Annotated in this window: 16 protein-coding genes and 1 other RNA gene; 10 read left to right on the top strand and 7 right to left on the bottom strand. The window is 35.6% G+C overall.

What is annotated here, in order from left to right:
- Positions 1-36: 36 nt before the first annotated feature.
- Together H0V01_03085 and H0V01_03080 are read right to left on the bottom strand one after the other, a co-directional pair.
- Entirely contained in the window at positions 37-1,788 is a 1,752-nt protein-coding gene (locus tag H0V01_03085; protein ID MBA2582354.1) for a hypothetical protein, read from the bottom strand.
- Positions 1,789-2,061: 273 nt separating this feature from the next.
- A complete protein-coding gene (locus H0V01_03080; GenBank protein MBA2582353.1) occupies positions 2,062-4,944 on the bottom strand; it encodes a cation:proton antiporter in 2,883 nt (960 codons plus the stop codon).
- Positions 4,945-4,983: 39 nt separating this feature from the next.
- Here H0V01_03080 and H0V01_03075 point away from each other — a divergent pair, with 39 nt between their 5' ends.
- The 3 genes from H0V01_03075 (at position 4,984) to H0V01_03065 (ending at position 7,347) form a co-directional block, all read left to right on the top strand.
- The gene (locus H0V01_03075) at positions 4,984-5,172 is read left to right on the top strand and encodes a hypothetical protein (protein MBA2582352.1); all 189 of its coding nucleotides are present in this window, start codon (positions 4,984-4,986) and stop codon (positions 5,170-5,172) included.
- Between the two features lie 426 nt (positions 5,173-5,598).
- On the top strand, positions 5,599-6,399 hold the full coding sequence (locus H0V01_03070) for an acyl-CoA desaturase (protein ID MBA2582351.1): 801 nt from the start codon (positions 5,599-5,601) through the stop codon (positions 6,397-6,399).
- A complete protein-coding gene (locus tag H0V01_03065) occupies positions 6,400-7,347 on the top strand; it encodes an isoaspartyl peptidase/L-asparaginase (GenBank protein MBA2582350.1) in 948 nt (315 codons plus the stop codon).
- Positions 7,348-7,360: 13 nt separating this feature from the next.
- Here H0V01_03065 and H0V01_03060 read toward each other — a convergent pair whose 3' ends face one another.
- Positions 7,361-8,254, bottom strand: coding sequence for a cyanophycinase (locus H0V01_03060; GenBank protein MBA2582349.1), 894 nt, complete (start codon positions 8,252-8,254; stop codon positions 7,361-7,363).
- A gap of 224 nt (positions 8,255-8,478) precedes the next feature.
- On the opposite strand from H0V01_03060, the gene cphA reads away from it, so the two are divergent.
- A complete protein-coding gene (gene cphA, locus H0V01_03055; protein MBA2582348.1) occupies positions 8,479-11,121 on the top strand; it encodes a cyanophycin synthetase in 2,643 nt (880 codons plus the stop codon).
- Positions 11,122-11,320: 199 nt separating this feature from the next.
- On the opposite strand, the gene H0V01_03050 is transcribed toward cphA, so the two are convergent.
- Both H0V01_03050 and H0V01_03045 read right to left on the bottom strand, forming a co-directional pair.
- Positions 11,321-12,940 (bottom strand): ATP-binding cassette domain-containing protein, encoded by a 1,620-nt coding sequence (locus H0V01_03050; GenBank protein ID MBA2582347.1) that lies wholly within the window; start codon positions 12,938-12,940, stop codon positions 11,321-11,323.
- Between the two features lie 216 nt (positions 12,941-13,156).
- On the bottom strand, positions 13,157-13,882 hold the full coding sequence (locus tag H0V01_03045) for a murein L,D-transpeptidase catalytic domain family protein (protein ID MBA2582346.1): 726 nt from the start codon (positions 13,880-13,882) through the stop codon (positions 13,157-13,159).
- A 244-nt stretch (positions 13,883-14,126) separates the two neighbouring features.
- Between H0V01_03045 and H0V01_03040 the strand changes: the two genes are divergently transcribed.
- From H0V01_03040 to H0V01_03025, 4 genes are all read left to right on the top strand, one after another.
- Positions 14,127-14,996, top strand: a complete 870-nt coding sequence (locus H0V01_03040) for a sigma-70 family RNA polymerase sigma factor (GenBank protein MBA2582345.1) — start codon at positions 14,127-14,129, stop codon at positions 14,994-14,996.
- Positions 14,997-15,269: 273 nt separating this feature from the next.
- Positions 15,270-15,941: a ribulose-phosphate 3-epimerase gene (locus H0V01_03035; GenBank protein MBA2582344.1), complete on the top strand. Its 672-nt coding sequence runs from the start codon at positions 15,270-15,272 to the stop codon at positions 15,939-15,941.
- A gap of 419 nt (positions 15,942-16,360) precedes the next feature.
- The gene (locus H0V01_03030; protein ID MBA2582343.1) at positions 16,361-17,563 is read left to right on the top strand and encodes an outer membrane protein transport protein; all 1,203 of its coding nucleotides are present in this window, start codon (positions 16,361-16,363) and stop codon (positions 17,561-17,563) included.
- Positions 17,564-17,578: 15 nt separating this feature from the next.
- Positions 17,579-18,799: a carboxylesterase family protein gene (locus tag H0V01_03025; GenBank protein MBA2582342.1), complete on the top strand. Its 1,221-nt coding sequence runs from the start codon at positions 17,579-17,581 to the stop codon at positions 18,797-18,799.
- Positions 18,800-19,035: 236 nt separating this feature from the next.
- Here the strand turns inward: H0V01_03025 and H0V01_03020 are convergent, their stop codons facing one another.
- The gene (locus H0V01_03020) at positions 19,036-20,370 is read right to left on the bottom strand and encodes a hypothetical protein (GenBank protein ID MBA2582341.1); all 1,335 of its coding nucleotides are present in this window, start codon (positions 20,368-20,370) and stop codon (positions 19,036-19,038) included.
- Between the two features lie 86 nt (positions 20,371-20,456).
- Entirely contained in the window at positions 20,457-21,662 is a 1,206-nt protein-coding gene (locus H0V01_03015) for an alanine dehydrogenase (protein ID MBA2582340.1), read from the bottom strand.
- A 127-nt stretch (positions 21,663-21,789) separates the two neighbouring features.
- Here H0V01_03015 and ssrA point away from each other — a divergent pair.
- Both ssrA and H0V01_03005 read left to right on the top strand, forming a co-directional pair.
- Positions 21,790-22,186, top strand: a transfer-messenger RNA (tmRNA) gene (ssrA, locus tag H0V01_03010).
- 360 nt (positions 22,187-22,546) lie between these two features.
- Positions 22,547-24,293 (top strand): tetratricopeptide repeat protein (locus H0V01_03005; GenBank protein ID MBA2582339.1); only part of this gene is annotated, 1,747 nt, incomplete at its 3' end.

Here is a 24,293-nt window from a genome sequence, read left to right as displayed (position 1 = left end):
CCCAGCTTGCATTTTAGTTAAAAAAGCATGTTTTCTCTATTCCAAGGGTAAATTCATTCTCACGTTAATTCTTGCTATGGGATGCCTTAGGTAAACCTTTTCGAAATAAATTGAGCGTTGGTAAATAAAATAAAGTTGTGACATGGAATTGGATGCAAATTGAGCATCCTGTTTTTTCTTTTCTTCAAATTCCTTTTTTATTCCTGGATTGTTTCTTAAGATTTCTTCCGCTTTTTCTTCAAAAACATAGGCTGAAAACCATTCTTTTTGTTGAAGGATCTCATCAAAGAAATTCCATGCAAAAAAACCATCTGTGGCCTGTGGTTCCAATGTTTCAACAATGTATCTGTTATTGCTTTGATTTACCTGAATTACATAATCACCTTTATTAAAATTTATGCTCGAAGTTTCGGTTCGGGTTTTAATGTTGCTATGCAAATAATGTCCCTCAAAAGGTTTTTCAGAAGTTTTGTAATCCTCTAAATAATATACTTGAACGATTAATGCAGTATCTTTTTGAAGTCTTTTCATTTCTACTTTATTCCATTTTAGCCTTTCAACAACTTCTTTCCATGCTTGAGGTACAATATAGTATTCGGGTTTTTTAACACTTATTTCAGTATTATAAGAAGAAAAATAGTTAATACCTTTGGTATATGGTGCAAGCGTATCGTAATAAAGCCGTTCCATGCCTGTTACATTACTTTTTTTGTGTTTTGCTTCATATCCCATGAAATTAAATTTTTCATGTTTAGTGGTATCAATAACCCAGGAAAGGGGGAATTCAGTTTTGGATATAATATCATTATCTGCCTCTTTTTTTAATTTCCCCAGCTTATCATTTTCCTTGTTAACTATTTCCAACATACTAATTAGAAAGGCATAGGTTGATTTAACTCTTTCAGGAAAAGGTTTTAACATGTGAGCTTCTGTAACAAAACCTATGGTGTTAAAAAGCGCAGCATAGCCTGTTGAGTAGCGAGGTGTTTCCAAAAAGTCTGCTATTCCACCATCAGGAGTTTCATTTACTGAATTTACATAAGGACACATTGGATAATTTTTTATTTGCATCTTTTTATATAAATCTGGCAACATAGTTTCTTTTAAATAATTTCCCAGTAAAGGATGAAGCTTGTTGTGCTGTGTGGGAATTAAAGTCATTGCATGTTGGTAATCTGCACCGTTTGTGGAATGGGTGTCTATAAAAATATCAGGTTTCCAGGTTTGAAATATAGTGGTAAAAGCATGGCTGTTTTGAGAATCACATTTGATGAAATCCCTGTTTAAATCCAGGTTTCGGGCATTTCCCCTGAAACCATATTCTTCAGGGCCATTTTGATTAGCCCTGCTACAGCATCCCCTGTTGATTGAACCACCCACATTATATACAGGAATAATACAAACCACAGTATTATTAAGCAGTTCTGCAGCATTGTTTTTATTTGTAAGTAAATCTTTTGCCAGGTTAATGGAGGCATCTATTCCGCAGGGTTCGCCTGCATGAATTCCATTATTTATCAATATTATCCGCTTGTTTTTTTTGCTTAAAGATGCTGGATTAAAATCCTTGTCTTGCGATATAACAAATAAATGCAAAGGAAATCCTGCATCTGTTTTTTCATATTCAAATAGTTTTGCCTGGGGATGCATTTTGGCAAGCTTTGCATAATAATCAATTGTTTCCTGGTAGGTTAAGGTTTTATTTGAAAGATATTTATCCTCAGGTTTTTGAGCCTGAATTTGAATTGTGATTATATACAAAATAAGAAAAAGGTATAGGAATTTCATTTCAGAATTTTAGATTAAATGACAAAGAGCAAATATAATAAGCTTTTTGAACTACTTTATTGGCATGAGCAATTCCTTCTTTTGAAATTTAAATAAATGGACGACTGAAACCAACAAAAGTAAACCTCCATCCCTAACAGCTGTAACCATTTCTCACAGGGGAGTTGAAAATCGGGTTATTGTTATGGTTTTGAATTTTCATTTAAAGAAGGGATAAATAAACTGAATTGCCTGCAGGTAAACCTGAAAACAATTCAGTTTAAATCTATCAATTTATTGCTCCTCGGTGCCCTGTTCCTCTAAAGTGGCTAAAAATATCCTGGCATTAGGGCTTAGAGTTATATCAGAATTAATGATAGAGGGCGCTGTAATTTCTTTGTTGTTCGCATCAAAAGCTTTATCTGATAAGAGCACACCAATTTTATTTTTCATAGTGATGTTTTTTTCTTTCTGTCCTGAAACAATATAGCCTTTTTCAATCAACTTCTTTAATTGTTTTGCCCTCCAAATATTAAATGGCTCAGTTTGCCCCAATAAATTTCCTGCCATCCTTGCACCACCAATCATCCAGAGCATTTCTTCAACTTTTGGGGATTTATTAACTATCCGGCTAAGGCTTGCATAAGAAATTCTTAAAGCGGTAACAGGTGATTCGGCCTTAACCAGGGCAGAACGGTTTTTACCAGTGAGAAAAGAAATCTCGCCAATTACAGCCCCAGCACCAACAACATCAACAAGTTGACTGCCAACAGTAACTTTGGCTGTTCCTCTTGCAATAACAAATAAGCCGTCACCACCTTTTGCTTCCTTGGTAATTACATCACCAATTGCAAATAATCTGCTTTGAAACTCTGTTGCAACTTCATTGAAAGTGGCATCATCCAAATCTTTTAGCCATGGAATATTTTTGAGCAATTCGTTATTTTCAGGCAGATAAACAGCAGGTGGAGAATCCATAAGTTTTTTCATCCTGGCTTCAACAGCATGGATCATTTTTTTGGCTTCATCACTTTCCAGTTGTCCTTTATTTAATAAACGTTCTATTGTATGCAGTTCATAATTAAGAACCAGGCGGCTTGCTTGCCTTGTAGCAATTGCAGTATAAATTTCAGGATATTCTTTTCTAAGATTTCTTAAAAAAGTAAGTCCGTGAATACGGTTTTCATTTATCTCTGATTCAATCATGCTTAAATTTTTCAATTCATCCTTGTCATCACCAGCGCTTCTAACCATGCTCTCAACAAGTGTAAGGCATTCCTCCTGGGCCTCAACAAAGCCCCTGGCACAATCATAACTTACCGATAATTTATCGATGAACATGCGCTCGGACATTTTGCCAAGAATAGGAAGTTTCTGAATCCTACTCATCATTTTAGGCGTGTGCCAGAGTTCCTCAAGGTCTTTACGTTCAGATAGCGGAACCAATCCACCCGCATCCATTACCTCATTTATACCATCAGAAAGCAATACAACCCCATCAGGACCAAGTATACCTTCTTTAAACTGTTTCCAATAATTACTCTTTTCTTTTTGCAGCACCCTTCTCCTTAGTTCAGCAATTGTTTCAATAACTATTTTTTCCTGATTCAATGGAATTGCGTCAGGAAGATATTCACTCACTATGCTCCAGTTAGCCCTGCTTAAAAAGCGGTCTTTTTTGAGCCGTTCCAAAGCGTTTTCTGAGCTGTTTCTCAAATATTGTTTTGCGTTTAACATCATAAGGGCTTTTGCCGGTGGTATTGCAGTAAGCCCGAGTGAATTCACAAGAAATTTAATTGTAGTAGCATTAATCAAAAGTGTTAGTACCACTATACCGGCAGTGTAAAACAAGAATTGATTTTTTATTTCAGGACTAATATACTTGTCATCAACCCCGGCAACTACAAGGGCAAGCGCAAGGCCTATTGCTCCTCTTAATGCACCATACCACAAAACATAGGCATCTTTAATGGGAAGTCCGTAACCCAGGCGTTTCATAGCCGGATAAAAAATAGCAATTACAATTGCCCGTACAACATGAATTCCTATGTATAAAATTCCGAGAACAAGGAAATCTGTGGCGGTAAAAACTGCTCTTTCAGCAACCACTATTCCAACAATAATAAAAATAAGGGCATTGGCAATAAAAGCAGCAAGTTCCCAGAACTCATGAAGAAAATGCTGAACTTCAGGGCTAATACGGGTTTTTCCAACACCACCAATCATAAGGCCAAGAGCAACAAGTCCCAATACACCTGAAACATGTAAAAAATCCTCAGCAATATAGAAAGTCAGGTAAGCAGTGGCTATGATAATGCTGATTTCTACCATGGCATTATTAAAAACCTTTTTAATCCATGCAATGGCGATCCATCCTAAAAGCAGGCCGACAAAAATACCTCCGGCAGCAACCCTTAAAAATTCAATAACAGGGGCGGTATCACTGGCAGCACCGGTAAGGGCAAGAAAAAACACCATGAAAATCACAATAGCAGTACCATCGTTTAAAAGGGATTCGCCTTCAATTAATGTTCCCAGTTTCTTGCTTGCTCCGAGTTCTTTAAGAAGGGCAACTACAGCCACAGGGTCAGTGGCACTTACTACAGCTCCAAACATCAGTGCTATTGACCAGTTCCAATATTGAAGGCCAAAACCAAAATAAGCTAAACCCATCATTAGGGCTGCGGTTAAAAATAGTGCAAGCAAAATACCAGGTCCGGCCATTATCACTGCATTGCTTGAGGTTTTCTTGAAAGTATGAAAATCCATGGCAAAAGCGGCCTCGAAAATAAGTGTAGGCAGGAAAACAAAAAGGATAATATGTGGATCGATATTGCCCGCCCAACGAATGGCATGGCTTATTGAATCAAGATAGCCTTCAAATAAAGAATTCCTGTTGGCTACACCCAGCACAAGTCCGATAATAAGTAATGTAACCGTAAAGGGCAGAGGGCTTTTTTTAAGAAAATGACTTGTAGCTGCCCCAATTATTAAGGCTATTATTATGAAAAGAAGTGGTTCCATACCATGACCATGATCATCATGTACCAATACTTCACCTGAATGTTGTGCCACTTCTGAGGCAAAAACACTTAAGGGAATTGACAGGTTAAATAAAAGGATTGTAAAAAATAAGGCAAGTATAACTTTAGTTGTAAATTTTACAGATAGCATCATATAGAAGATTTATATTGGCAATTTTACAAAAATTTATGAATAGTATTAATTTTTATTTTAAAAATTGCCCTAGCTTTTTATTTTAGCGCAATTACCTTCCTTACCATCGGATATGGGGACTGCCTACCTGTTGGTTATATAAAATGGCTTGCTCCACTCGAGGGCTGGATGGGAATGTTTCTCATGGCTTACTTTACGGTTGCATTTGTACGGAAAATCTTGCGTTAACAAAACAAGAAATTGGTGCTAAAGTACAGTCAAATTATTTTATCTTTTAAATAGATTTAACCTGCTTCAAAGCTATAGTGAACTGATTTTCCTAATATCAACAGAAAAATATTTTGAATGAGCGAAATATTATGCTCAAAATTAATAAATCATTCATTTAGCTTTCCGGCCATCGAGCATACTATAAAATAATTATCCCTAATAACTGATTTTCCTTTGGGGTGTGGCTTCTGGGGAAATTGAAGGAATTCCTAAGCAATAAAGAGGATGCTGTTTTTTTCAATTAAAATTGAACTTGTTTTTTTCTTATTTAATTTGATTTTTATTTCGTAATCTTGCAGTCTTTTTTAATTTCATTATTTTTTAACTAACTTTAGAAATTATGCCTGATATCAGGCAATAACTAAACTTTAAAAACCAAATAAAATGCCTGTTTTAATATTTTTTATAGCCCATTGGTATCTGTCCCTTTTTACACAAACCTTCTTTCATCACCGTTATTCGGCACATAAGGCATTCACAATGTCAAAATTTTGGGAAAAAGTTTTTTTTGTTTTAAGTTTAATTTTTCAGGGTTCTTCCTATTTAAGCCCTAAGGCCTATGGTATTATGCATAGAATGCATCATGCTTATGCTGATACAGAAAAAGATCCTCATTCTCCAATTTTTTCAAAAAACGTTTTTGAGATGATGTGGAAAACAAAGAAAATTTATCACGATATTTTCTACAACCGTCTTCAACTTGATAAACCTTTCACAGAGCGTGTTCCAGATTGGCCAGCTTTTGATAAATTCGCTGATTTTTGGCCAGTACGACTTTTTTGGGTTGCATTTTATATTGCATTTTATGTTGCCTTTGATGCTTCCTGGTGGATGTATTTAACACTTCTGCCCATTCAGTTTGTAATGGGGCCATTTCATGGTGCAATCATCAACTGGTTTGCACACAAAATCGGTTACATCAGTTATAAAGTTAGAAATACTTCAACCAATCTTTTGTTTTTCGACTTTTTGATGTTAGGGGAGAGTTACCACAATAACCATCATAAATTTCCAAGAAGAGTTAATTTCGGAATCAGATGGCATGAAATAGATCCAATTTATCCTTTTATCCTATTATTTAATTTGTTAGGAATCATTAAAGTTGGAAAACAAATTGTTGTAACCAAACAAGAACTTGAAGAAGTAGTGGAAAAATCTGATTCCACAGTTATGGAACCATTTTAAATGGAAAAGCATGTAATTGTCGTGCATGGTGGGGCAGGCACTATAACCAAGGCAAAGATGTCTCCTGAGAATGAACAATACCATATCTCTGGAATTGAGGAGGCACTTAAATACGGTGATGAAATACTAAAAAATGGCGGATCGGCTTTGGATGCTGTGGAAGCAGCCGTTAAAAGCCTTGAAGATAACCCTCTTTTTAATGCTGGCCGTGGTTCTGTTTTTACCCATGAAGGAAAAAACGAACTTGATGCTTCCATAATGGACGGCCAAACCCTAATGGCAGGTGCAGTTTCTGGTGTTACCAATATTAAGAATCCCGTTTCACTGGCAAGACTAATAATGGAAAATACTTCCCATGTTTTGTTATGTGGATCCGGTGCTTTGGATTTTGCCAGGAAAATGAATGTTGTTTTTATGCCCGATGCCTATTTTTTCACCCAGCATAGATTTGACCAATACCTGGCCGTTTATAAAACAGACCAAGTGCAGCTGGATCATACGGAAGGAACTACTGATTTACCTAACCCATATATTGGAACAGCTGGTGCTGTTGCGCTTGATAAATATGGAAATATTGCTTCTGCAACTTCTACCGGAGGCATGACCAATAAAAAATTCGGCAGGGCAGGGGATAGCCCAATAATAGGAGCGGGTACTTTTGCCAATAATGCCACCTGCGCTATTTCTTGTACTGGCCACGGTGAATTTTTTATTCGTTCTGTAGTGGCTTATGATGTTTCTTGCCTTATGGAATATAAGGGGATGAACCTTGAAGCAGCCAGTAATTACGTAATTCATCAAAAATTGAAATCAATTGGAGGTGAAGGGGGATTAATAGCAGTTGATGCAAGAGGAAATATTGCGCTCCCCTTTAATTCAGAGGGAATGTATAGGGGTTACAAAAGAAATGATGAAGATTTTAATATTAAGATTTATAAAGAATCATAAACTGCCATTATTCCTAAAACTCTTTTTTCTTTTCCGCTGCTGCGGGCCCTAATTTTTTAGCATAAAATTTTCGTAAATTTAAATCGTAATGGTTTCCTTTGGCCATAACATGCACAATAAGGTTTTCTATGGAAAGAGGGCTGCCATCTCTAATTTCAGAAAGATTGGTATGCATCATTTCAAAGCCATCAACAATAATAACAAGTCCTGAACCTATTGCCTCGAGTTTATTTCCATCAGTAATAAGAACCCCTGTATCATCGGCAAGTCCAACTCCTATACTATCAGGATAGGTGGCAACAGCCTGGGCTAATCTGCCAATTCTGCCACGGGTTACAAAATGTGTATCTATAATTACCTTATCTATAAAATTAAGTCCATTTGAAATTTTTACTTCCCCTTTTAATAATGCCTCTGAACTGGAACCTGAATAAATCATGATGTTTGACATGGCCATTGCTCCCGCACTTGTTCCTGCAATTACAAAACCTGTTTCATGATAATACCTTTGCTTTAAAATAGTCAAAAATTCAGAGTCATTGAAAAAAGCACTTAACCTAACCTGGTTTCCTCCTGTAAACAATACTCCGTCAGCTACTTTTATCCTTTCAATAAATTCAGGGTTCTTGGCATCTTCCAAACTTTTAATGTGCATGGATTCTACATTTGTACAACCTAATTTTGAGAAAGCACTTAAATAGATTTCTCCTATCTCATAAGGTATTTTAGATGCAGAGGTTATAACTTCAACGCGTGGATTTTCCTTATGTAATTCTTGTTTGAATTTACTTAGAATTTGTAAATTGGTAAAATTCAGGTTGTTTCGTTGAATGTAATCGGGTTCCTCATTTGCTCCCTTATCTTCATTTCCACCTATTGATATTAATTTCCCTTTTGGAATAAGCATATTGTTTTTCATTTTTTCCTTGATGTAATATACATAAATTTTATAGTTTTTTCAATTTATTATTTGGTAAAAAACACGCGAAAAATTAAATTGTTTTTTTATCAGGAGTTTAAAAAATTTTTCTTGTAAAAGTTAAAAACTTCAAGTAATTTAATAGTAACAAACAAATAGAAATAGAATAAGCACATCAAATAAAAAATAACAAATTAAAACGAAATAGCCAAATGAAAATTCTAGAAACAAATGTAATGCGTGGACCAAATTATTGGTCGGTATTCAGACACAAACTTATTGTTATGAAGTTGGATATTGAAGAAATGGAAAATCATCCCACGAATAAGATTGAAGGTTTTTCAGAAAGACTGGAAAAAATGTTTCCATCCATGTATGAACACTTTTGTTCTGAAAATAAGGAGGGTGGTTTTTTCTTAAGAGTAAAAGAGGGCACATGGATGGGTCATGTAATTGAACATATTGCATTAGAAATTCAGAAACTTGCAGGTATGGATGTTAAGTTCGGAAGAACTAGAAATACAGGTGAAAAGGGAATTTATTATGTTGTTTTTTCTTATATGGAGGAGGAGGCAGGTTTATTTGCTGCAAAATCAGCAGTTAAAATAGCCCAATCTTTAATTGATGGAGAGGATTATGATCTTGAAGCTGATTTACAGGAAATGCGCGAAATACGCGAGGAAGAAAGATTGGGCCCAAGTACAGGATCAATAGTTGAGGAAGCTCAAAACAGGGGAATACCTTCAGTACGGTTAAACAGGAGTTCGCTTGTAATGCTTGGATACGGCATAAATCAAAAACGTGTGCAAGCAACCATTACAAGTACTACAAGTAATATAGCCGTAGATATTGCATGCAATAAGGAGGAAACAAAGTATCTTCTGGAAAAAGCAAATATCCCAACTCCAAAAGGCAGGATAGTTTCAACAGTAAATCAGTTGAAAAATGCAATAGTTTCGCTGGGATTTCCCCTGGTGATAAAACCCATCAATGGTAATCATGGTAAAGGGGCTACCATTAACATTAAAAAATCACAGGAGGCTTATGATGCTTTTGATGCAGCCCAAAAATATTCCAAAACTGTTATTGTTGAAAAATTCATTGAAGGGTTTGATTTCAGGCTTTTGGTAATTAATTACAAGTTGGTAGCAGCAGCTAAAAGGACTCCTGCCCATGTTGTAGGTGATGGCAAATCTACGATTCAAACCTTAATTGATGTTACCAACAGTGACCCAAGAAGAGGTTATGCACATGAGAAGTCTCTTACTGCTATAAAAATTGAATCAATGTCTTTGAATATACTTAAAGAAAAGGAATTCTCATTAGACTCCATTCTTCCAAATGGAGAAATTCTTTACCTTAAATCCACTGCTAATTTAAGTACAGGAGGAACAGCTACGGATGTAACAGATATGGTACATCCCTCTAATGTTTTTCTTGCTGAACGCATAGCACGAATCATTGGTTTGGATATTTGCGGAATTGATATTATGGCAACTAATTTAACTGTGCCAATAGAAGAAAATGGTGGAGTTGTACTTGAAGTTAATGCTGCACCGGGCTTTAGGATGCATATTGCCCCTACGAATGGTTTGCCTCGTAATGTTGCTGCACCTGTTATAGATATGTTGTTTCCTCCAGGAGCAAATTCTACAATTCCTATTATAGCTGTTACCGGAACAAATGGCAAAACCACAACTACCCGTTTAATTGCTCATATGGTAAAAGCTGTGGGTTATAAAGTAGGTTATACTACATCCGAGGGTATATATATTCAAAACAGGCTTTTGGAGGAAGGAGATTGTACGGGGCCTCAGAGCGCAGAGTTTGTATTGAAGGATCCTACCGTAGATTTTGCCGTACTTGAATGTGCCAGAGGTGGAATTCTTCGCGCAGGACTTGGTTTTTCCAAATGCGATGTAGGAATTGTCACCAATATTTCTGAAGACCATTTAGGAGATAAATTTATTGAAAATCTTGAAGATATGGCAGCAGTTAAGGCAGTAGTCCCAGAGAGTGTTTCTACAAAGGGTTATGCTATATTAAATGCTGATGATGATCTTGTTTATAACATGAATAAAAATTTAGACTGCCAGATTGCCTACTTTAGTCTTAATGAGGATAATCCACGGATTAAGAAACATTGTGAAAGAGGTGGCATTGCTGCTTTTATTGAAAATGGATACGTAACAATCAGCAAGGGAACCTGGAAAATAAGAATAGAAAAAATAATAAACATACCCTTAACTTTCTCTGGAAAAGCTATGTTTATGTTGGAAAATATACTTCCTGCCGTTCTTGCTGGTTTTGTTCGTGATTTTAAGGTAGAAGACATAAGAGTAGCTTTAAATACTTTTATCCCGGCACCTACTCAAAATCCAGGAAAAATGAATCATTTTCAATTCAGAAATTTCATTGTAATGGTTGATTCCGCTCATAATACAGCTGGATTAGCTGCAATGGGAAAATACCTTGAGCTTATTCCTGAAAATCCTAAAACAGGAGTAATGGGAGTGCCTTTAAACAGAAGAAAGGAAGATATCATTCACATGGGAAGAATTGCTGCCCAAATTTTTGATGAACTAATAATAAAGGAATCCCCAAAAGGAGATAATATAAGTGATCAAGCGGATTGGTTGATCCAGGGTATTCTTATGGAAAAACCAGGAATGACAATAAACAGAATAGCAAATGAAGAACAGGCAATATCCCAGGCGGTAGAAAATGCTCCAGTTGGATCCTTCATTGTAATTTGTAGCGAAAGCCCTCAAGAAACAATAGAAATAATAAAAAAATACAAGGAAGAAGAAGATCAGTTTCTGCTTATGAAGCAGGAGTTTGACCTGCAGTATTAAGAGTTAAGGAAAATGTAATTTCTGTTTATTTTCCAAATCAGGAATATCACTTCCGAAAAGGACTTCAGGGTTTTAAACCTTGAAGTCCTTTTCGGTTAAAACAGTTAAAACAAGGGTTTTTGTAGAAAATAAATTTTTAAAAAGCGATTGTACTTAAAAAGTTCAAGACCTACATTTATTTAAAATATCAGGCAAACAATTAAGCATGCATTTTTATTCTAAGTGCTTTAATATTTTCATCCTCAAGATATTCATCATAAGACATACGCTTGTCAATAATACCTTTTGGAGTAAGTTCTATTATCCTATTTGCAACTGTTTGCACTAGTTCATGATCATGAGAGGTGAACAATGTAATGTGTTTCCAGTCTTTCAAAGCATTGTTTATGGAAGTGATTGATTCCAGGTCAAGGTGATTGGTTGGCTCATCCAAAATAAGGCAATTGGCATTGGTAAGCATCATGCGGGAAAGCATACAACGCACTTTTTCACCTCCTGAAAGGACACTTGATTTTTTTAACGTTTCTTCTCCGGAAAACAACATTTTTCCAAGAAATCCCCGAATGTATGTTTCCTCTTTGTCCTTTGAATATTGACGTAACCAATCTATCAGGTTCATGTCTTTTTCTTCAAAATATCCGTGATTTTCATTGGGAAGATAGGAAGTTGTAATAGTGCTTCCCCAGTTAAATTCTCCCTTATCTGCTGTTTTCTGTCCCAGCAATATTTCAAAGAATTCTCTTATGGCCAGATGATCTTTAGCCAGGAAAGCTACTTTGTCACCCTTTGTGAGGGTAAAAGTAATGTCGGAGAAGTATACATTTCCATCCTCTGATTTTTTAGAAAGTTTTTCAACAGCTAAAATCTGGTCACCACAATCTCTATCCGGTTTGAAAACAATACCGGGGTATTTTCGGTTTGAAGCTTGAATTTCATCTACTACCAATTTCCCCAACAGTTTTTTACGACTTGTTGCTTGTTTTGATTTGGATGCATTGGCACTAAATCTTTCAATAAAATCCTGCAACTCCTTTCGTTTATCTTCAACTTTTTTGTTTTGATCAGATCTTTGACGAAGTGCCAGTTGGCTTGATTCATACCAAAAAGAATAATTACCTGTATAAAGTTGTATTTTTCCAAAGTCAATATCGGCAACATGAGTACATACTGCATCGAGAAAGTGACGATCGTGAGAAACAACGATAACCGTATTTTGAAAATCAGCAAGAAAGTTTTCAAGCCAGGCTATAGTTTCCACGTCAAGATCATTGGTAGGCTCATCCAGCAAAAGAATTTCAGGATTTCCAAACAATGCCTGTGCAAGTAAAACCCGTACTTTTTCCTTTCCATTTAAATCACTCATTTTCCTGTTGTGTAATTCTTCCTTCACACCAAGATCGCTTAACATATTTGCAGCATCGCTCTCAGCATTCCATCCGTTCATTTCTGCAAATAAAGTTTCCAGTTCAGCTGCTTTAATTCCATCGGCTTCACTAAAATCTGGCTTAGCATAAACAGCTTCTTTTTCCTGCATTATTTGGTAAATCTTTTTGTTACCCATAATTACAGTTTCTAAAACAGGAAATTCATCAAACTCGAAATGATTTTGTTTTAAAACACTCATTCGTTCACCCGGGGTTATGGAAACCTGTCCGGTAGTTTGATCAACTTCACCAGACAGGATTTTAAGAAATGTTGATTTACCGGCACCATTTGCCCCAATAAGTCCGTAACAATTACCCGGTATAAATTTTAAGCTTACTTCATCAAATAATACGCGTTTGCCATAGCGTAGGGAAAGGTTGGATACTGAAATCATTGATAGTATATTTTTTTTAAGGGCAGCAAAGCTACTATTTTTTTGCTAAACCCTATAATTCAACGCTCCATGAAACTGCAAATTGTGTTTTTTGATAGTCCGATGTTAGTATAATTCCCATTAAATTTACCTGAATTGCACAAATGGATTTTGAGCAGTGTCAATAGTTATAACGGTTTTTGTTGTATAAAGGCAGAATTTTACTCCTTCAAAAAATCAATTCTGATTTTTTAACAAATCCGAGGTGGAAAGATACTTCAGACAAGGGTAATAAATGAAAAGGCAGGAACCCTCTTTTATTAAATCAATTACTTGCTTGCTAATTAATGGAGGCAAAGCAGGACATCCCTGGCTTCTTCCTAAACGGCCATTTTTTTTAATAAAATCGCTGGTAGCGTAATTAGCACTGTGCATTACAATTGCCCTATCCCTGGCCGCGCTGTTACTTTCTTCAATTCCATCAAGTCTCAATGAATATCCATGTTTTCCGCTATATGTTTCGCCAGTAAGGTAAAATCCAATACTGCTTTTATTGGAATTAAGAACATTAGAAAAGATCTTTGCGTACTCCTCACCCGAATCCTTTCCATGAGATACAAGGGTTTGATATTTCAGTTCAAGTAATTCCATGTCTATTACATACATTCTTTGAGTATTTGAAGATTTGCTAAAATCAATTACTGAAAGTATTTTGTTTTTTAGTTTACCTTCTTTTTCAAGAATTGAATATCCATTGTATGCAGCTTTAAATGCCCCAAAATCCAGGTCAGCAATATTCAGCTGTTGAAAAACCGATACTGCTTTTTCATTTAAAAAAAATGAATTTGTCTTGATGTTTGTATGGTTAATATTTACTGAATTACTAAAATTTGGAGAAAGAAAAAAAAGAACCATAAAAAGCGGAAGAAATTTGCAGGTATGAATCGTACTGGGTATTCTCATTTAATTGTGTGTTTTTTTGTTTTGGGAACAAGCAGGACTGATTATTTCAAAGCTATCAAACGAAAAGGGGAGTTGTAAATTGTTTTTACTTCAAATTTAACAGCCTATTAAAGTCTGCAAAATTAATGCTAAAAAAGGGTTGAAGAAAATGATTTATTCAGGACTTTTAGAATTAAAATAGCAGATTGTAACTTGTAAAGAACTACTATCGTAAAAAGAATAAACCCATATAATAAAAACGCCTATGAGACAATTAAAAATAGCTAAACAGGTAACCAATCGAGATACTGCATCACTTGATAAATACCTGCTTGAAATTGGAAAAGTAAATCTGATATCTGCTGAGGAAGAAGTTGAGTTGGCTGTAAAAATAAGACAAGGCGACCAGGCAGCATTAGAAAAACTTACCAAGGCTAATTTAAGATTTGTGGTTTCAGTTTCAAAACAATACCAAAATCAAGGACTAAGTCTTCCTGACCTAATTAATGAAGGAAATTTGGGTTTAATAAAGGCCGCCATGCGTTTTGATGAAACGCGTGGGTTTAAGTTTATTTCCTATGCAGTATGGTGGATCAGGCAAGCAATCCTTCAGGCAATGGCTGAACAGGCAAGAATAGTTCGACTTCCATTGAATAAAATCGGAGCTATAAATAAAATAAATCGTACATTTTCTAATCTGGAACAATCCAATGAAAGAGAGCCAACCTATGCTGAAATAGCCCAGGAACTTGAAATAAATGAGGATGAGGTAAAGGAATCATTTAAAATTAGTGGCAGGCATATTTCAATGGATGCCCCTTTAACTGCAGGAGAGGATGAAGGTGGAAGTCTTTATGATTTAATGTACAATGATGATGTTGACAGTCCTGAAAAAGGTCTTTTAAAAGATTCCCTCAGAAAGGAAATTAACCGTGCCCTGGCAACCCTTACCACACGTGAGGCAGACATTGTTAAATACTATTACGGACTAGGTGGGGAATATGCAATGACACTTGAGGAAATTGGTGAAAAATTTGATCTAACCAGAGAACGCGTAAGACAAATAAAAGAAAAAGCCATAAGAAGATTAAAACATACTTCAAGAAGCCGGATTTTAAAAACATATTTAGGTTAACCATTAATACATTAAGGCCTATAGAAAACAGATTACTTAATTTAAATTAAATAAAAGAGGCTGCTTATTTTAGGCAGCCTCTTTTTATTTTTAACTTTGACCCTTTAAATAAAGCCATTTTACTTATTATGGAATAAACATGCACAATCCATGCAAACAATAAGGATATAATATGGCAATCCCGAAAAATCGTGATCCCCTTTTTTAAAAAAATGTTTTAGCATTCATGAGTTTCTTAGATGAATAAAAATTAAAAAACGAATAAAATTATATATGAAAACCCCTTTTATAGCCCCTTCTATTTTATCTGCTGATTTTGCCAATATTCAACGTGATGTTGAAATGATTAATCAAAGTGAAGCTGATTATTTTCATGTAGATATAATGGATGGTATATTTGTACCTAATATTTCATTTGGTTTTCCTGTAGTTAAGGCCATAAAAAAGCATGCTCAAAAGCCCCTTGATGTGCATTTGATGATAGTTGAACCAGAGAAATACATCCAAGAATTTAAAGATGCTGGCGCTGCTATATTGACTGTTCATCTGGAAGCTTCCACACATCTTCACAGGACTGTTTCAGCCATAAAAGCCGCTGGAATGAAAGCTGGAGTGGCAATTAATCCGCACACTCCTGTAAGTTTACTTCAGGATATTATTGCGGATATTGATTTGGTTTGTGTTATGTCTGTAAATCCGGGTTTCGGAGGGCAGAAATTTATTGAAAACACCTACAATAAAGTAAGGCAGTTGAAAAATATGATTTTATCTTCAAACTCTTTGGCAAAAATTGAAATTGATGGAGGCGTTGACATGAATAACGCTTTGGAATTGATAAAAGCAGGAGCTGATGTTTTGGTTGCAGGAAACACAGTGTTTTCATCATCTGATCCAATTAAAACAATTGCCCAATTAAAAGCCCTAGGTGTGCAAGGAGGCCACTGAAAAAGTCATTTTAATACCTAAATGTTAATAAAAGGGAGTAGAAACGCAAGTTTATCTTCTCCCTTTTTTATTTTTTTAATTAAAAAAGGTTTTTTCAGTGGTCTCCCCAAAAAGGAGGCCACTGAAAAAGCTAACCCCGAAGGGGTGACAGGATTACAGAAAATAACAATAATTAAAACCAAAACCCCGAAAGGGTGTTATAAAAATAAACAATCAATAATTCCCCTCCGGGGTTGAACTGGAATTAAAAATATTAATCTATAATTGTATCATCCCTTCGGGATTAGCTTTTTCAGTGGCCTCTGTGCAAGTGGCTTAAATATTGGGTTTAAAAAAAAACCTAAAACATTAGGAAACTTTTTTAAAAGAAGTTATTATTGTATTCTATGAGTTGCGATATAAGAATTTTTTTGTTTTTGATGATTTCTGCTGTTTCCACAGTTAAAGCAGGGGGATTCCAGGTAAACCTGCAGGGTCAAAAACAAGCAGGCATGGGCCATACCGGGACCTGCCTTACTTATGATGCCTCCTCACTCTTTTTCAATCCAGGGTCTATTTCCTTTTTAAAAGACAGATATAATTTTTCTGTTGGCGGAAGTTATATTGTACCAAGTACCTATTATCAGGAAAAATCACCAGGGGTATATAATGAACGTATGGTGGTATTTCCAAGTACACCGTTTTCAGTTTATGGAACAGCAAGATTTTTACAAGATAAAATAACATTTGGCATAGGTGTATATACACCCTTTGGAAGTCGTGGAATTTGGGATGACCAATGGAAAGGTAGGTTTATAATCCAGGAAATAGCTTTAAAAATGATTTATGTTCAACCCACTTTATCCTGGAAGGTTTCCGATAAACTTGCAATAGGTGGGGGTTTCATTTATTCCTTTGGCGATTTTTATTTAAGGAAATCTTTGCCTTTACAGGATTCTGAAGGAAATTATGGAACAGCTGAAATTAAAGGAAGTGGAACCGGATATGGTTATAGTGGAGGGATTTTCTATAAGGTAAATGAAAAATTAGCAATCGGATTAAGCTATAGAAGTGCAGTTACTATGAATCTAAGTCAGGGGAATGCTGTTTTTGAAGTTCCCTCTTATCTTGAGGCTTCTTTTCCTTCAGGTAATTTAACCGGTTCGTTAAAACTCCCAGGAACAGCCTCTGCTGGTTTATCGTATCAATATTCGGAGAAATTGTTGCTGGCCTTTGATTTTAATTACGTTCAATGGTCATCTTATGATACCTTATCAATAGATTTGGAAAACAATACAGAGAAACTAGAGGACATTAATTCACCAAAACTATTTAAGGATTCTTATATCATTCGAATAGGAGGACAATACAATGTATCCCAATCGTTAAATATAAGATTAGGAACTTATTTTGATAAATCTCCGGTTCCTGATGATTTACTTGGGCCTGAAACACCAGATATGTCAAAATTGGCATTTACTTCCGGCATGAGTTACCTAATTAAAAAAAGACTTAGTATAGACTTATCATTCTTATGGATTGAGGGTTTAAAGCGAAATTTTGAAAATACTGAAACAGGGTTTGCCGGAACATTTAAATCCCGTGGTTTTGTTTCTGGAATAGGAGTATCATTTAGTTTTTAACTTAATATTTAAATTATGAAGAGAATTTTACTTATTTTTTCTTTAATTGCTATTAACAGCAATTTCATTTTCGGACAAATTGATACTGCCAATGGCAGATATTATCAGCAAATTTTCCCTAATGTTACCTTAAGCAGCAATATTGTTTATGGCTCCAATACAAAATCAAACAACACTTCTCAAACTCTTTTACTGGATATTTATGAGCCAACAGGAGATACAGTTGCTCAGCGTCCTTTAATTATTTTGGCTCATGGTGGAAGTTTTATAGGTGGAACAAAAACAGAACAAGACATGGTGGAAATGAGCAACCGTTTTGCCAAAATGGGTTATGTTGTTGCCTCCATTGAATACAGGGTAGGATTTTATCCTTTTGATTCAATTAACGCCATTAAAGCAGTAATAAGGGCTGTTCAGGACATGAAAGCTTCTATCCGTTTTTTTAGAAAGGCTCCGCAGACTTATAGAATTCATCCGAATTATATTTTTGCAGGAGGTAGTTCAGCAGGTGCTTTTATGGGTTTACATACTGCATATATGGACAAGGAAGCTGAAGCTTATCAGCTTATTTCAGCCTCAGCATTAACAGCCCTTGGGGGATTAGATGGAAACAGTGGCAATCCGGGATATTCAAGTAAAGTTTCTGGTGTTATTAATTTATGTGGGGCTATGGGTCTAGCAAATTGGATAGAAGCAGAAGATCCTCCATTTGTGAGTACACATGGCACTCAAGATGGAACTGTTCCTTATGGCACTGCAAGAATTTATGTTGCTGGTTTCCCAATTATGGTTGTTGAGGGAAGTTCATCTTTAAAAATACATGCCGCTACTATTCCTGTAGTAAATCCTTTTCATACTTATGAAGGAGCTGGTCATGTACCTTATCTTGGAACCTCTGCAAGCCAGGTTGCATATATGGATACAACAATTGATTTTGTTCGTGATTTTTTAAGGCCATTATTGGGAGGAGCTTCCAGTATTTCTGTGAATCAGATAGATCAAAAATCTACACTTAAAATATTTCCAAATCCTGTTCATGACCATATCATTGTTTCCTTTGAAGAAGATATGAAATCTCCAAGAGCTGAGGTTTACAGTTTCAATGGTGCTTTTGTAAAAAGTTATCCCCTTACAAGTAAAAACACACTTCATTTAAACCTGGATACTGGTGTTTATTTCATCAAAATACTTGATGGTGAATTGGTTTTAAAAACGGAAAAGATTGTTGTTAACTAAATTTTTTTCAAAACTCATTTTTATAGCAAAAAGAGCGAATTGTATTTAAGATTTGATTGAAATCCGGTTGATTTAATTCAACCGGATTTTTTTTAGAAATAGGTTTAATTAAAACTTCTTCAAGTTTGAGCGTTCAGGCATTGAATTTACAGATTCCTCATTACGCTTCGCTTCATTCGGAATGACAGGGGCCGATAAGAATTTAGGATGAGAACAAAGAATTGTGTTAAACTTTTTTAAGGGAATTTTACTCCTGAACAGTTTTTGCAATATACAGTAGGAATGGTGGAGGAGTATTTTGAGTTAATTGCCTCAATAAATTTATTTGTAAGCAGTGCATAGCCTTTTTGATTTGGATGGTAACCATCCAGACTAAAAAAACCTCCGGAAACAAATTCTGAGGAATAGGAAACTCCATCAACACTAATTTTAGATGAAATGGTATTGAAAAAATAATTCATGTCAACAAATGCAAAATCATATTCCATTGCTTTTCTTTTGATGATTTCATTGTATATCCTGATTTGGGATTGAATAAAAGCTATTTCTTTTTTATCAAGAATATACCTGTTGGGTAAAGGATAAAAAAGGCCCATTTTATGGCATTTAACACTGTCAAGAGGAGTATTGAGCAGTACGTATTCACCTGGTTCACTTAGACGGTAAGGGAAATTCTCCAAGGACTCATCCTCAATTTGAAAACCATTTTTTCCTTCATGATATTCAAAATAGTCCTGAAGTGAGGTGTTGAGTGAATCGGATTGATTTTTAGTAAGATCGATGCTCAGCGAGGGGATTAGGGTGTAGAAAGGAAAGTGATGTATATCGGGAATATTTGCCAAAACTCCTTTAGCTTGGTTTAAACTTGCCTTTTTTAGAATTTCATTGAGGTGATTTTCAAAAACGGCAGGTTCAGTAATTTCTACATCGTTACCGCCTTTCATTGCATAATTATAAATATCTTCCATACCTATCCATATTGTTGAAAAGGTTGGATTCAATTTTTCATAATCATACATTACTGTTGATGTTCCAGGGTTTGATGCAAGTGCGTAATAAAAAGGATTCGGTTTATTGAAACTTGGTTCTTCCCCGAACTTTGGATCAAATAAATCTTTAATTCCTGCATAAGGAATAGAGAGGTTGTTGTAGGAAGTAAAACCTTTTCTTAAAGAAAGTGCAGTTTGGAATGCAATAGGATGGTTTGCCGGTTTCAAACTGGTTTCACCCTTACAATCGGATTTGTGTTCAAGGTAAAATCTGCTTTGGTAGGGATCTCCCTTAAAGGTTAAACCAATAAAGGTTGCTTCATCAAGCAAAGCGCAATTTAAGGGTGTATTATTGATTAATTCAATCTGTTTAGAAAGTAAAGCTGGTATGCTAAATTCCTGGCCCTCTCTAAATAATGCGCCATCCTGGTAACCTGATAAATAGTTTCCACCAATATAAGCCATACTGCTAAAATTTGCTGAACCTGATTCTGCTTCAACAAACTTTGGCCCTGGTTTACATGCATTTAACAGAGAAATTAGGATCAGTAAAAACAGGGAAAAACAAGTTGGCTTTAGCATAACTAACAAAAATAAGAAATCAGGATCAGTTTAAAATAGTAAATATATTATAAATAAAAGTAATCACATAATTGATTCAAGGAATTTTACTCCACATAATCCTTTAAATAATTGAATGCTAAAGTAAGATTTCCATTTTTAGTAATGCTTGCTCTTTCGATAATATCTTCGGGATCATTTCCTAAAAGAGCCGGAATAACGTATTTGCTTAAATCCTGGCCAAAATCTTCTGAGGCATCTCGTGGGAGTTCACAAGGCAGGTTGTCTACGGCCATTATTGTAATTGTGTCTTTACCAAAGGCGGGAACAATTTTCTCTTCCATTACATCATAATCATAAAAAGGCTGCTGGATGGTTGAAGACCTTAAGGTAGAGGGCACAGATCCGGCAATATCACAGGTAATATCAGCGATTAAAGAAATTTTAAATTCTTGGTTTTTCATATCCTCTTTAGTAAATAGCTGTGGTGATGCAGGATCCCAAAAATGTGCGCTTATTAAAATGTCTGCTTTTTTAGTAAAGGGAACAAAAGTGGATTCATAGTGTTGAGGGTTTGCATAAAAATCACCAAGCTGGCCTTTTGTATTGTCAATTCGTTTGGTGTAATCCGTTGCATTTAGCTGGCAATATACCGGCTCATTAAATTCAGTTTCCATAAAATCAACTAAACTTACTTTTGAAATATTAAGTTCGGTTAGGATTTCTATTGCCCCGTTAGCCACTCTCCCGCCTCCGGTAATTGCAATTTTTATTGCAGGGAGTTTTACTTTTTTCAATTCTAAATTCACTTCAGCCCGGTCTTTACACAGATGGGCAGGTTTAATAGTGTAAAGTTTGTTTTTTATTCCAAAACCAAGTATTCCGTTATATGCTCCAACTATACCCGCATATCTTCCAAAGCCAAGAATTCTGTTGCTGTTTTTATCTTTAAGGCATTCGTAGTCGATCATCTGCACTTTTTTTTCAAGAATAGTCCTTAAAAGTGTTTTATTGTATGGCTGTTTTTTAATTGTATGAGAAAAGAAAAGGTATTTTTTTTCAGGGATAAGCTTATCAACAGGAACTTCCTTTACACCAAGTAATATATCACAGGCAGATAAATCTTCCACCACAGGAATTCCCTGTTCTTTGTATTCTGCATCAGTAAAACTTCTAACCTTGCTGTTTTGAACATAAATTTCAAGGCCCGGATATTGGTTCATTAATTTGTGACACTGTTTAGGAGATAATGCAACTCTTTTATCGGGGTGTGTTTTTTCTTCCCTAATTATTCCTATTTTTGTATTTTCCATTATTGATTAAGTATTAAAGTGCAAAATTAAAAAAAGGAATGCAAAAGACTAATTTGCATTGTACTTGTTATTAAAATAATGCCTTTAAACATAGCGTTGATAATAAAGTAAAGTTATTTGAAAAATTGGGGCCGACAGGTTTTGACAGCAAGATGACTTGTTGGGTAAGCATGCCGAGCGTTGTGAATATTGCTCGTAAATCTGAATTCTCAACCGTCTTAACTGGCGAAAACGACTACGCGCTTGCGGCTTAATTCTTCATAGAAGAATGGCCTTATTCTCTCACTAGGTGGGAAGAACAAGCTACCTTTTAGCAGATCCGGCTTAAAGATCTGCTAAGTTTGGTATCATCAAATTTAAGCTAGCTTTTGCAAAGCCTTGGTGCAGGAGCGAAATTAAAAGGCTAAGGAATAAATAGGTGGCATTATGCCGGTTTTTTCCCTACAATCAAGTTAATGCTACGCATGTAGAAAGCTTAATGATTCCTTGTTTGGACGAGAGTTCGAATCTCTCCGGCTCCACCCAGCGGGACAACTCCAATTTTGTGGAAAGTTGTCCCGCTTTTATTTTTATGGAACCCTTGTTAATCAACAGAATCCGAAGAAGGAGCTTATTGATTCTGGACATTTCTCTCCATCAAAAACAAACTTTTCCGCAAATATCGAACAAATGCACTTTTAAGTCTAAATCCCCTGATTTGTAATGGTTTTTCATTTTAGGATCTACCTGAAGTAATTCTGAAGATTGACAGTTTAGTGTTTGTAAATCCCCACCTATGCAAACTGATATCAATGAAATAAATAATTTTCTTTGCGCTAAAAAAATGCTTTAAAACAATCATTTGCAAGACCAGAATTAATATATTTACCATAAATTCTTACTTAGTGAAAAAACTTTTGTTGCTTATCTTTTTGTTTTCATCTGTGCAAACTTTTGCACAGAATGCCTCCATTGACTCCCTTAAAACCCTGCTGGCAAAAGAGAATAGGGATACCACCCGCGTTAAGCTGATGAATGATATTAGTGGGAAATTAATTAATGAAAGCGATTATGAAAACGCTCTGAAATACGCTAATGATGCAATAAATCTTGCTAAAAAATCATCCTCTTTTGCAAAGGGGGAAACCCAAAGGGGGTTGCAAAAAGGTATTGCCGTTTCTTTAAATAACATCGGAAATATTTATTTTTATCAGGACAATTACCCCGAGGCGCTTAAAAATCACCTTGCCTCATTAAAAATAAACGAAGAATTGGGGGATAAAAATGGTATTGCTGGTTCTTTACATAGCATGGGAAAAATTTATTCTGAACAGGGCAATTACTCCGAGGCGCTTAAAAAAAACCTGTCCTCATTAAAAATAAAGGAAGAATTGGGGGATAAAAATGGTATTGCCAATTCTTTAAATAGCATCGGAAATATTTATTCCGATCAGGGCAATTACCCCGAGGCACTTAAAAATTACCTGGCCTCATTAAAAATAAAGGATGAATTGGGGGATAAAAGAGGTATTGCCAATTCTTTAAATAACATCGGAAATATTTATTCTGAACAGGGCAATTACACCGAGGCGCTTAAAAATAACCTGGTCTCATTAAAAATAAACGAAGAATTGGGGGATAAAAAAGGTATTGCCGGTTCTTTAAATAACATCGGAAATATTTATTCTGAACAGGGCAATTACTCCGAGGCGCTTAAAAATAACCTGGCCTCATTAAAAATAAGGGAGGAATTGGGGGATAAAAGAGGTATTGCCTATTCCTTAAATAACATAGGACTTATTTATTCTGAACAGGGCAATTACCCCGAGGCGCTTAAAAATTTCCTGGCATCATTAAAAATAAAGGAAGGGGATAAAAGAGGTAGTGCCTATTCTTTAAATAACATCGGAATTGTTTACACAAAAACAGGTAAGGCTGAGGAAGGGAAAAAATATATCCTTAAGTCGTTACAGCTTTCTAATGAGATAGGGGCATTGGATATTGTTACGCTTAATTATCAAGCCGTGGCTGAAGCCGACAGCGCCCTTGGAAACCATCAATCCGCTTTAGAAAACTACAAGCAATACATAGTATACCGCGATAGCCTGTTCAATGAGGAAAATACCCAAAAAACCATGCAGCAGCAAATGCAATATGAGTTTGATAAAAAAGAAGCAATAGCCCAGGCAGAGTTTGAAAAGCAGCAACAACTCTCAGCAGCAGAGCTTGAGAAACAACGAATAGCCACCTACTCTTTAGCCGGAGGAGGAATGCTGATACTGGTATTTCTAGCATTTGCATTGAAAGCCTACAGGAACAAGCGAAGATCCAATGTGATTATTTTAAAACAGAAGCAGGAAGTAGAAACGCAGAAAACTGCAGTGGAACAGCAAAAACAGGTAATCGAAGAAAAACAAAAGGAGATATTGGATTCTATCAACTATGCCAAAAGGATTCAGACAGCCATTTTACCGCCTGCCCGACTGATAAAGGAACACCTTCAGGAGAGTTTTATTCTGTACAAACCTAAAGATATAGTTGCTGGGGATTTTTACTGGATGGAAATTGTTCAATTAGCCGATGAGAAAATTAGCGGATTAAAGGATGGGGAAAAGAATACAGAAGATCATCAGCTAATTAAAACATCAGCTA

The organism is Bacteroidota bacterium (assembly GCA_013696965.1).
Taxonomy (GTDB): Bacteria; Bacteroidota; Bacteroidia; order JACCXN01; family JACCXN01; genus JACCXN01.
The sequence above is the reverse complement of the archived record's forward strand: the minus strand, read 5'-3'. Positions and strand labels throughout refer to the sequence as shown.

Coding starts and splice junctions, on each gene's coding strand:
- H0V01_03085 (MBA2582354.1), bottom strand. CDS start 1,788: ATGAAATTCCTATACCTTTTTCTTATTTTGTATATAATCACAATTCAA.
- H0V01_03080 (MBA2582353.1), bottom strand. CDS start 4,944: ATGATGCTATCTGTAAAATTTACAACTAAAGTTATACTTGCCTTATTT.
- H0V01_03070 (MBA2582351.1), top strand. CDS start 5,599: ATGCCTGTTTTAATATTTTTTATAGCCCATTGGTATCTGTCCCTTTTT.
- H0V01_03065 (MBA2582350.1), top strand. CDS start 6,400: ATGGAAAAGCATGTAATTGTCGTGCATGGTGGGGCAGGCACTATAACC.
- H0V01_03060 (MBA2582349.1), bottom strand. CDS start 8,254: ATGCTTATTCCAAAAGGGAAATTAATATCAATAGGTGGAAATGAAGAT.
- cphA (MBA2582348.1), top strand. CDS start 8,479: ATGAAAATTCTAGAAACAAATGTAATGCGTGGACCAAATTATTGGTCG.
- H0V01_03050 (MBA2582347.1), bottom strand. CDS start 12,940: ATGATTTCAGTATCCAACCTTTCCCTACGCTATGGCAAACGCGTATTA.
- H0V01_03045 (MBA2582346.1), bottom strand. CDS start 13,882: ATGAGAATACCCAGTACGATTCATACCTGCAAATTTCTTCCGCTTTTT.
- H0V01_03040 (MBA2582345.1), top strand. CDS start 14,127: ATGAGACAATTAAAAATAGCTAAACAGGTAACCAATCGAGATACTGCA.
- H0V01_03035 (MBA2582344.1), top strand. CDS start 15,270: ATGAAAACCCCTTTTATAGCCCCTTCTATTTTATCTGCTGATTTTGCC.
- H0V01_03030 (MBA2582343.1), top strand. CDS start 16,361: ATGATTTCTGCTGTTTCCACAGTTAAAGCAGGGGGATTCCAGGTAAAC.
- H0V01_03025 (MBA2582342.1), top strand. CDS start 17,579: ATGAAGAGAATTTTACTTATTTTTTCTTTAATTGCTATTAACAGCAAT.
- H0V01_03020 (MBA2582341.1), bottom strand. CDS start 20,370: ATGCTAAAGCCAACTTGTTTTTCCCTGTTTTTACTGATCCTAATTTCT.
- H0V01_03015 (MBA2582340.1), bottom strand. CDS start 21,662: ATGGAAAATACAAAAATAGGAATAATTAGGGAAGAAAAAACACACCCC.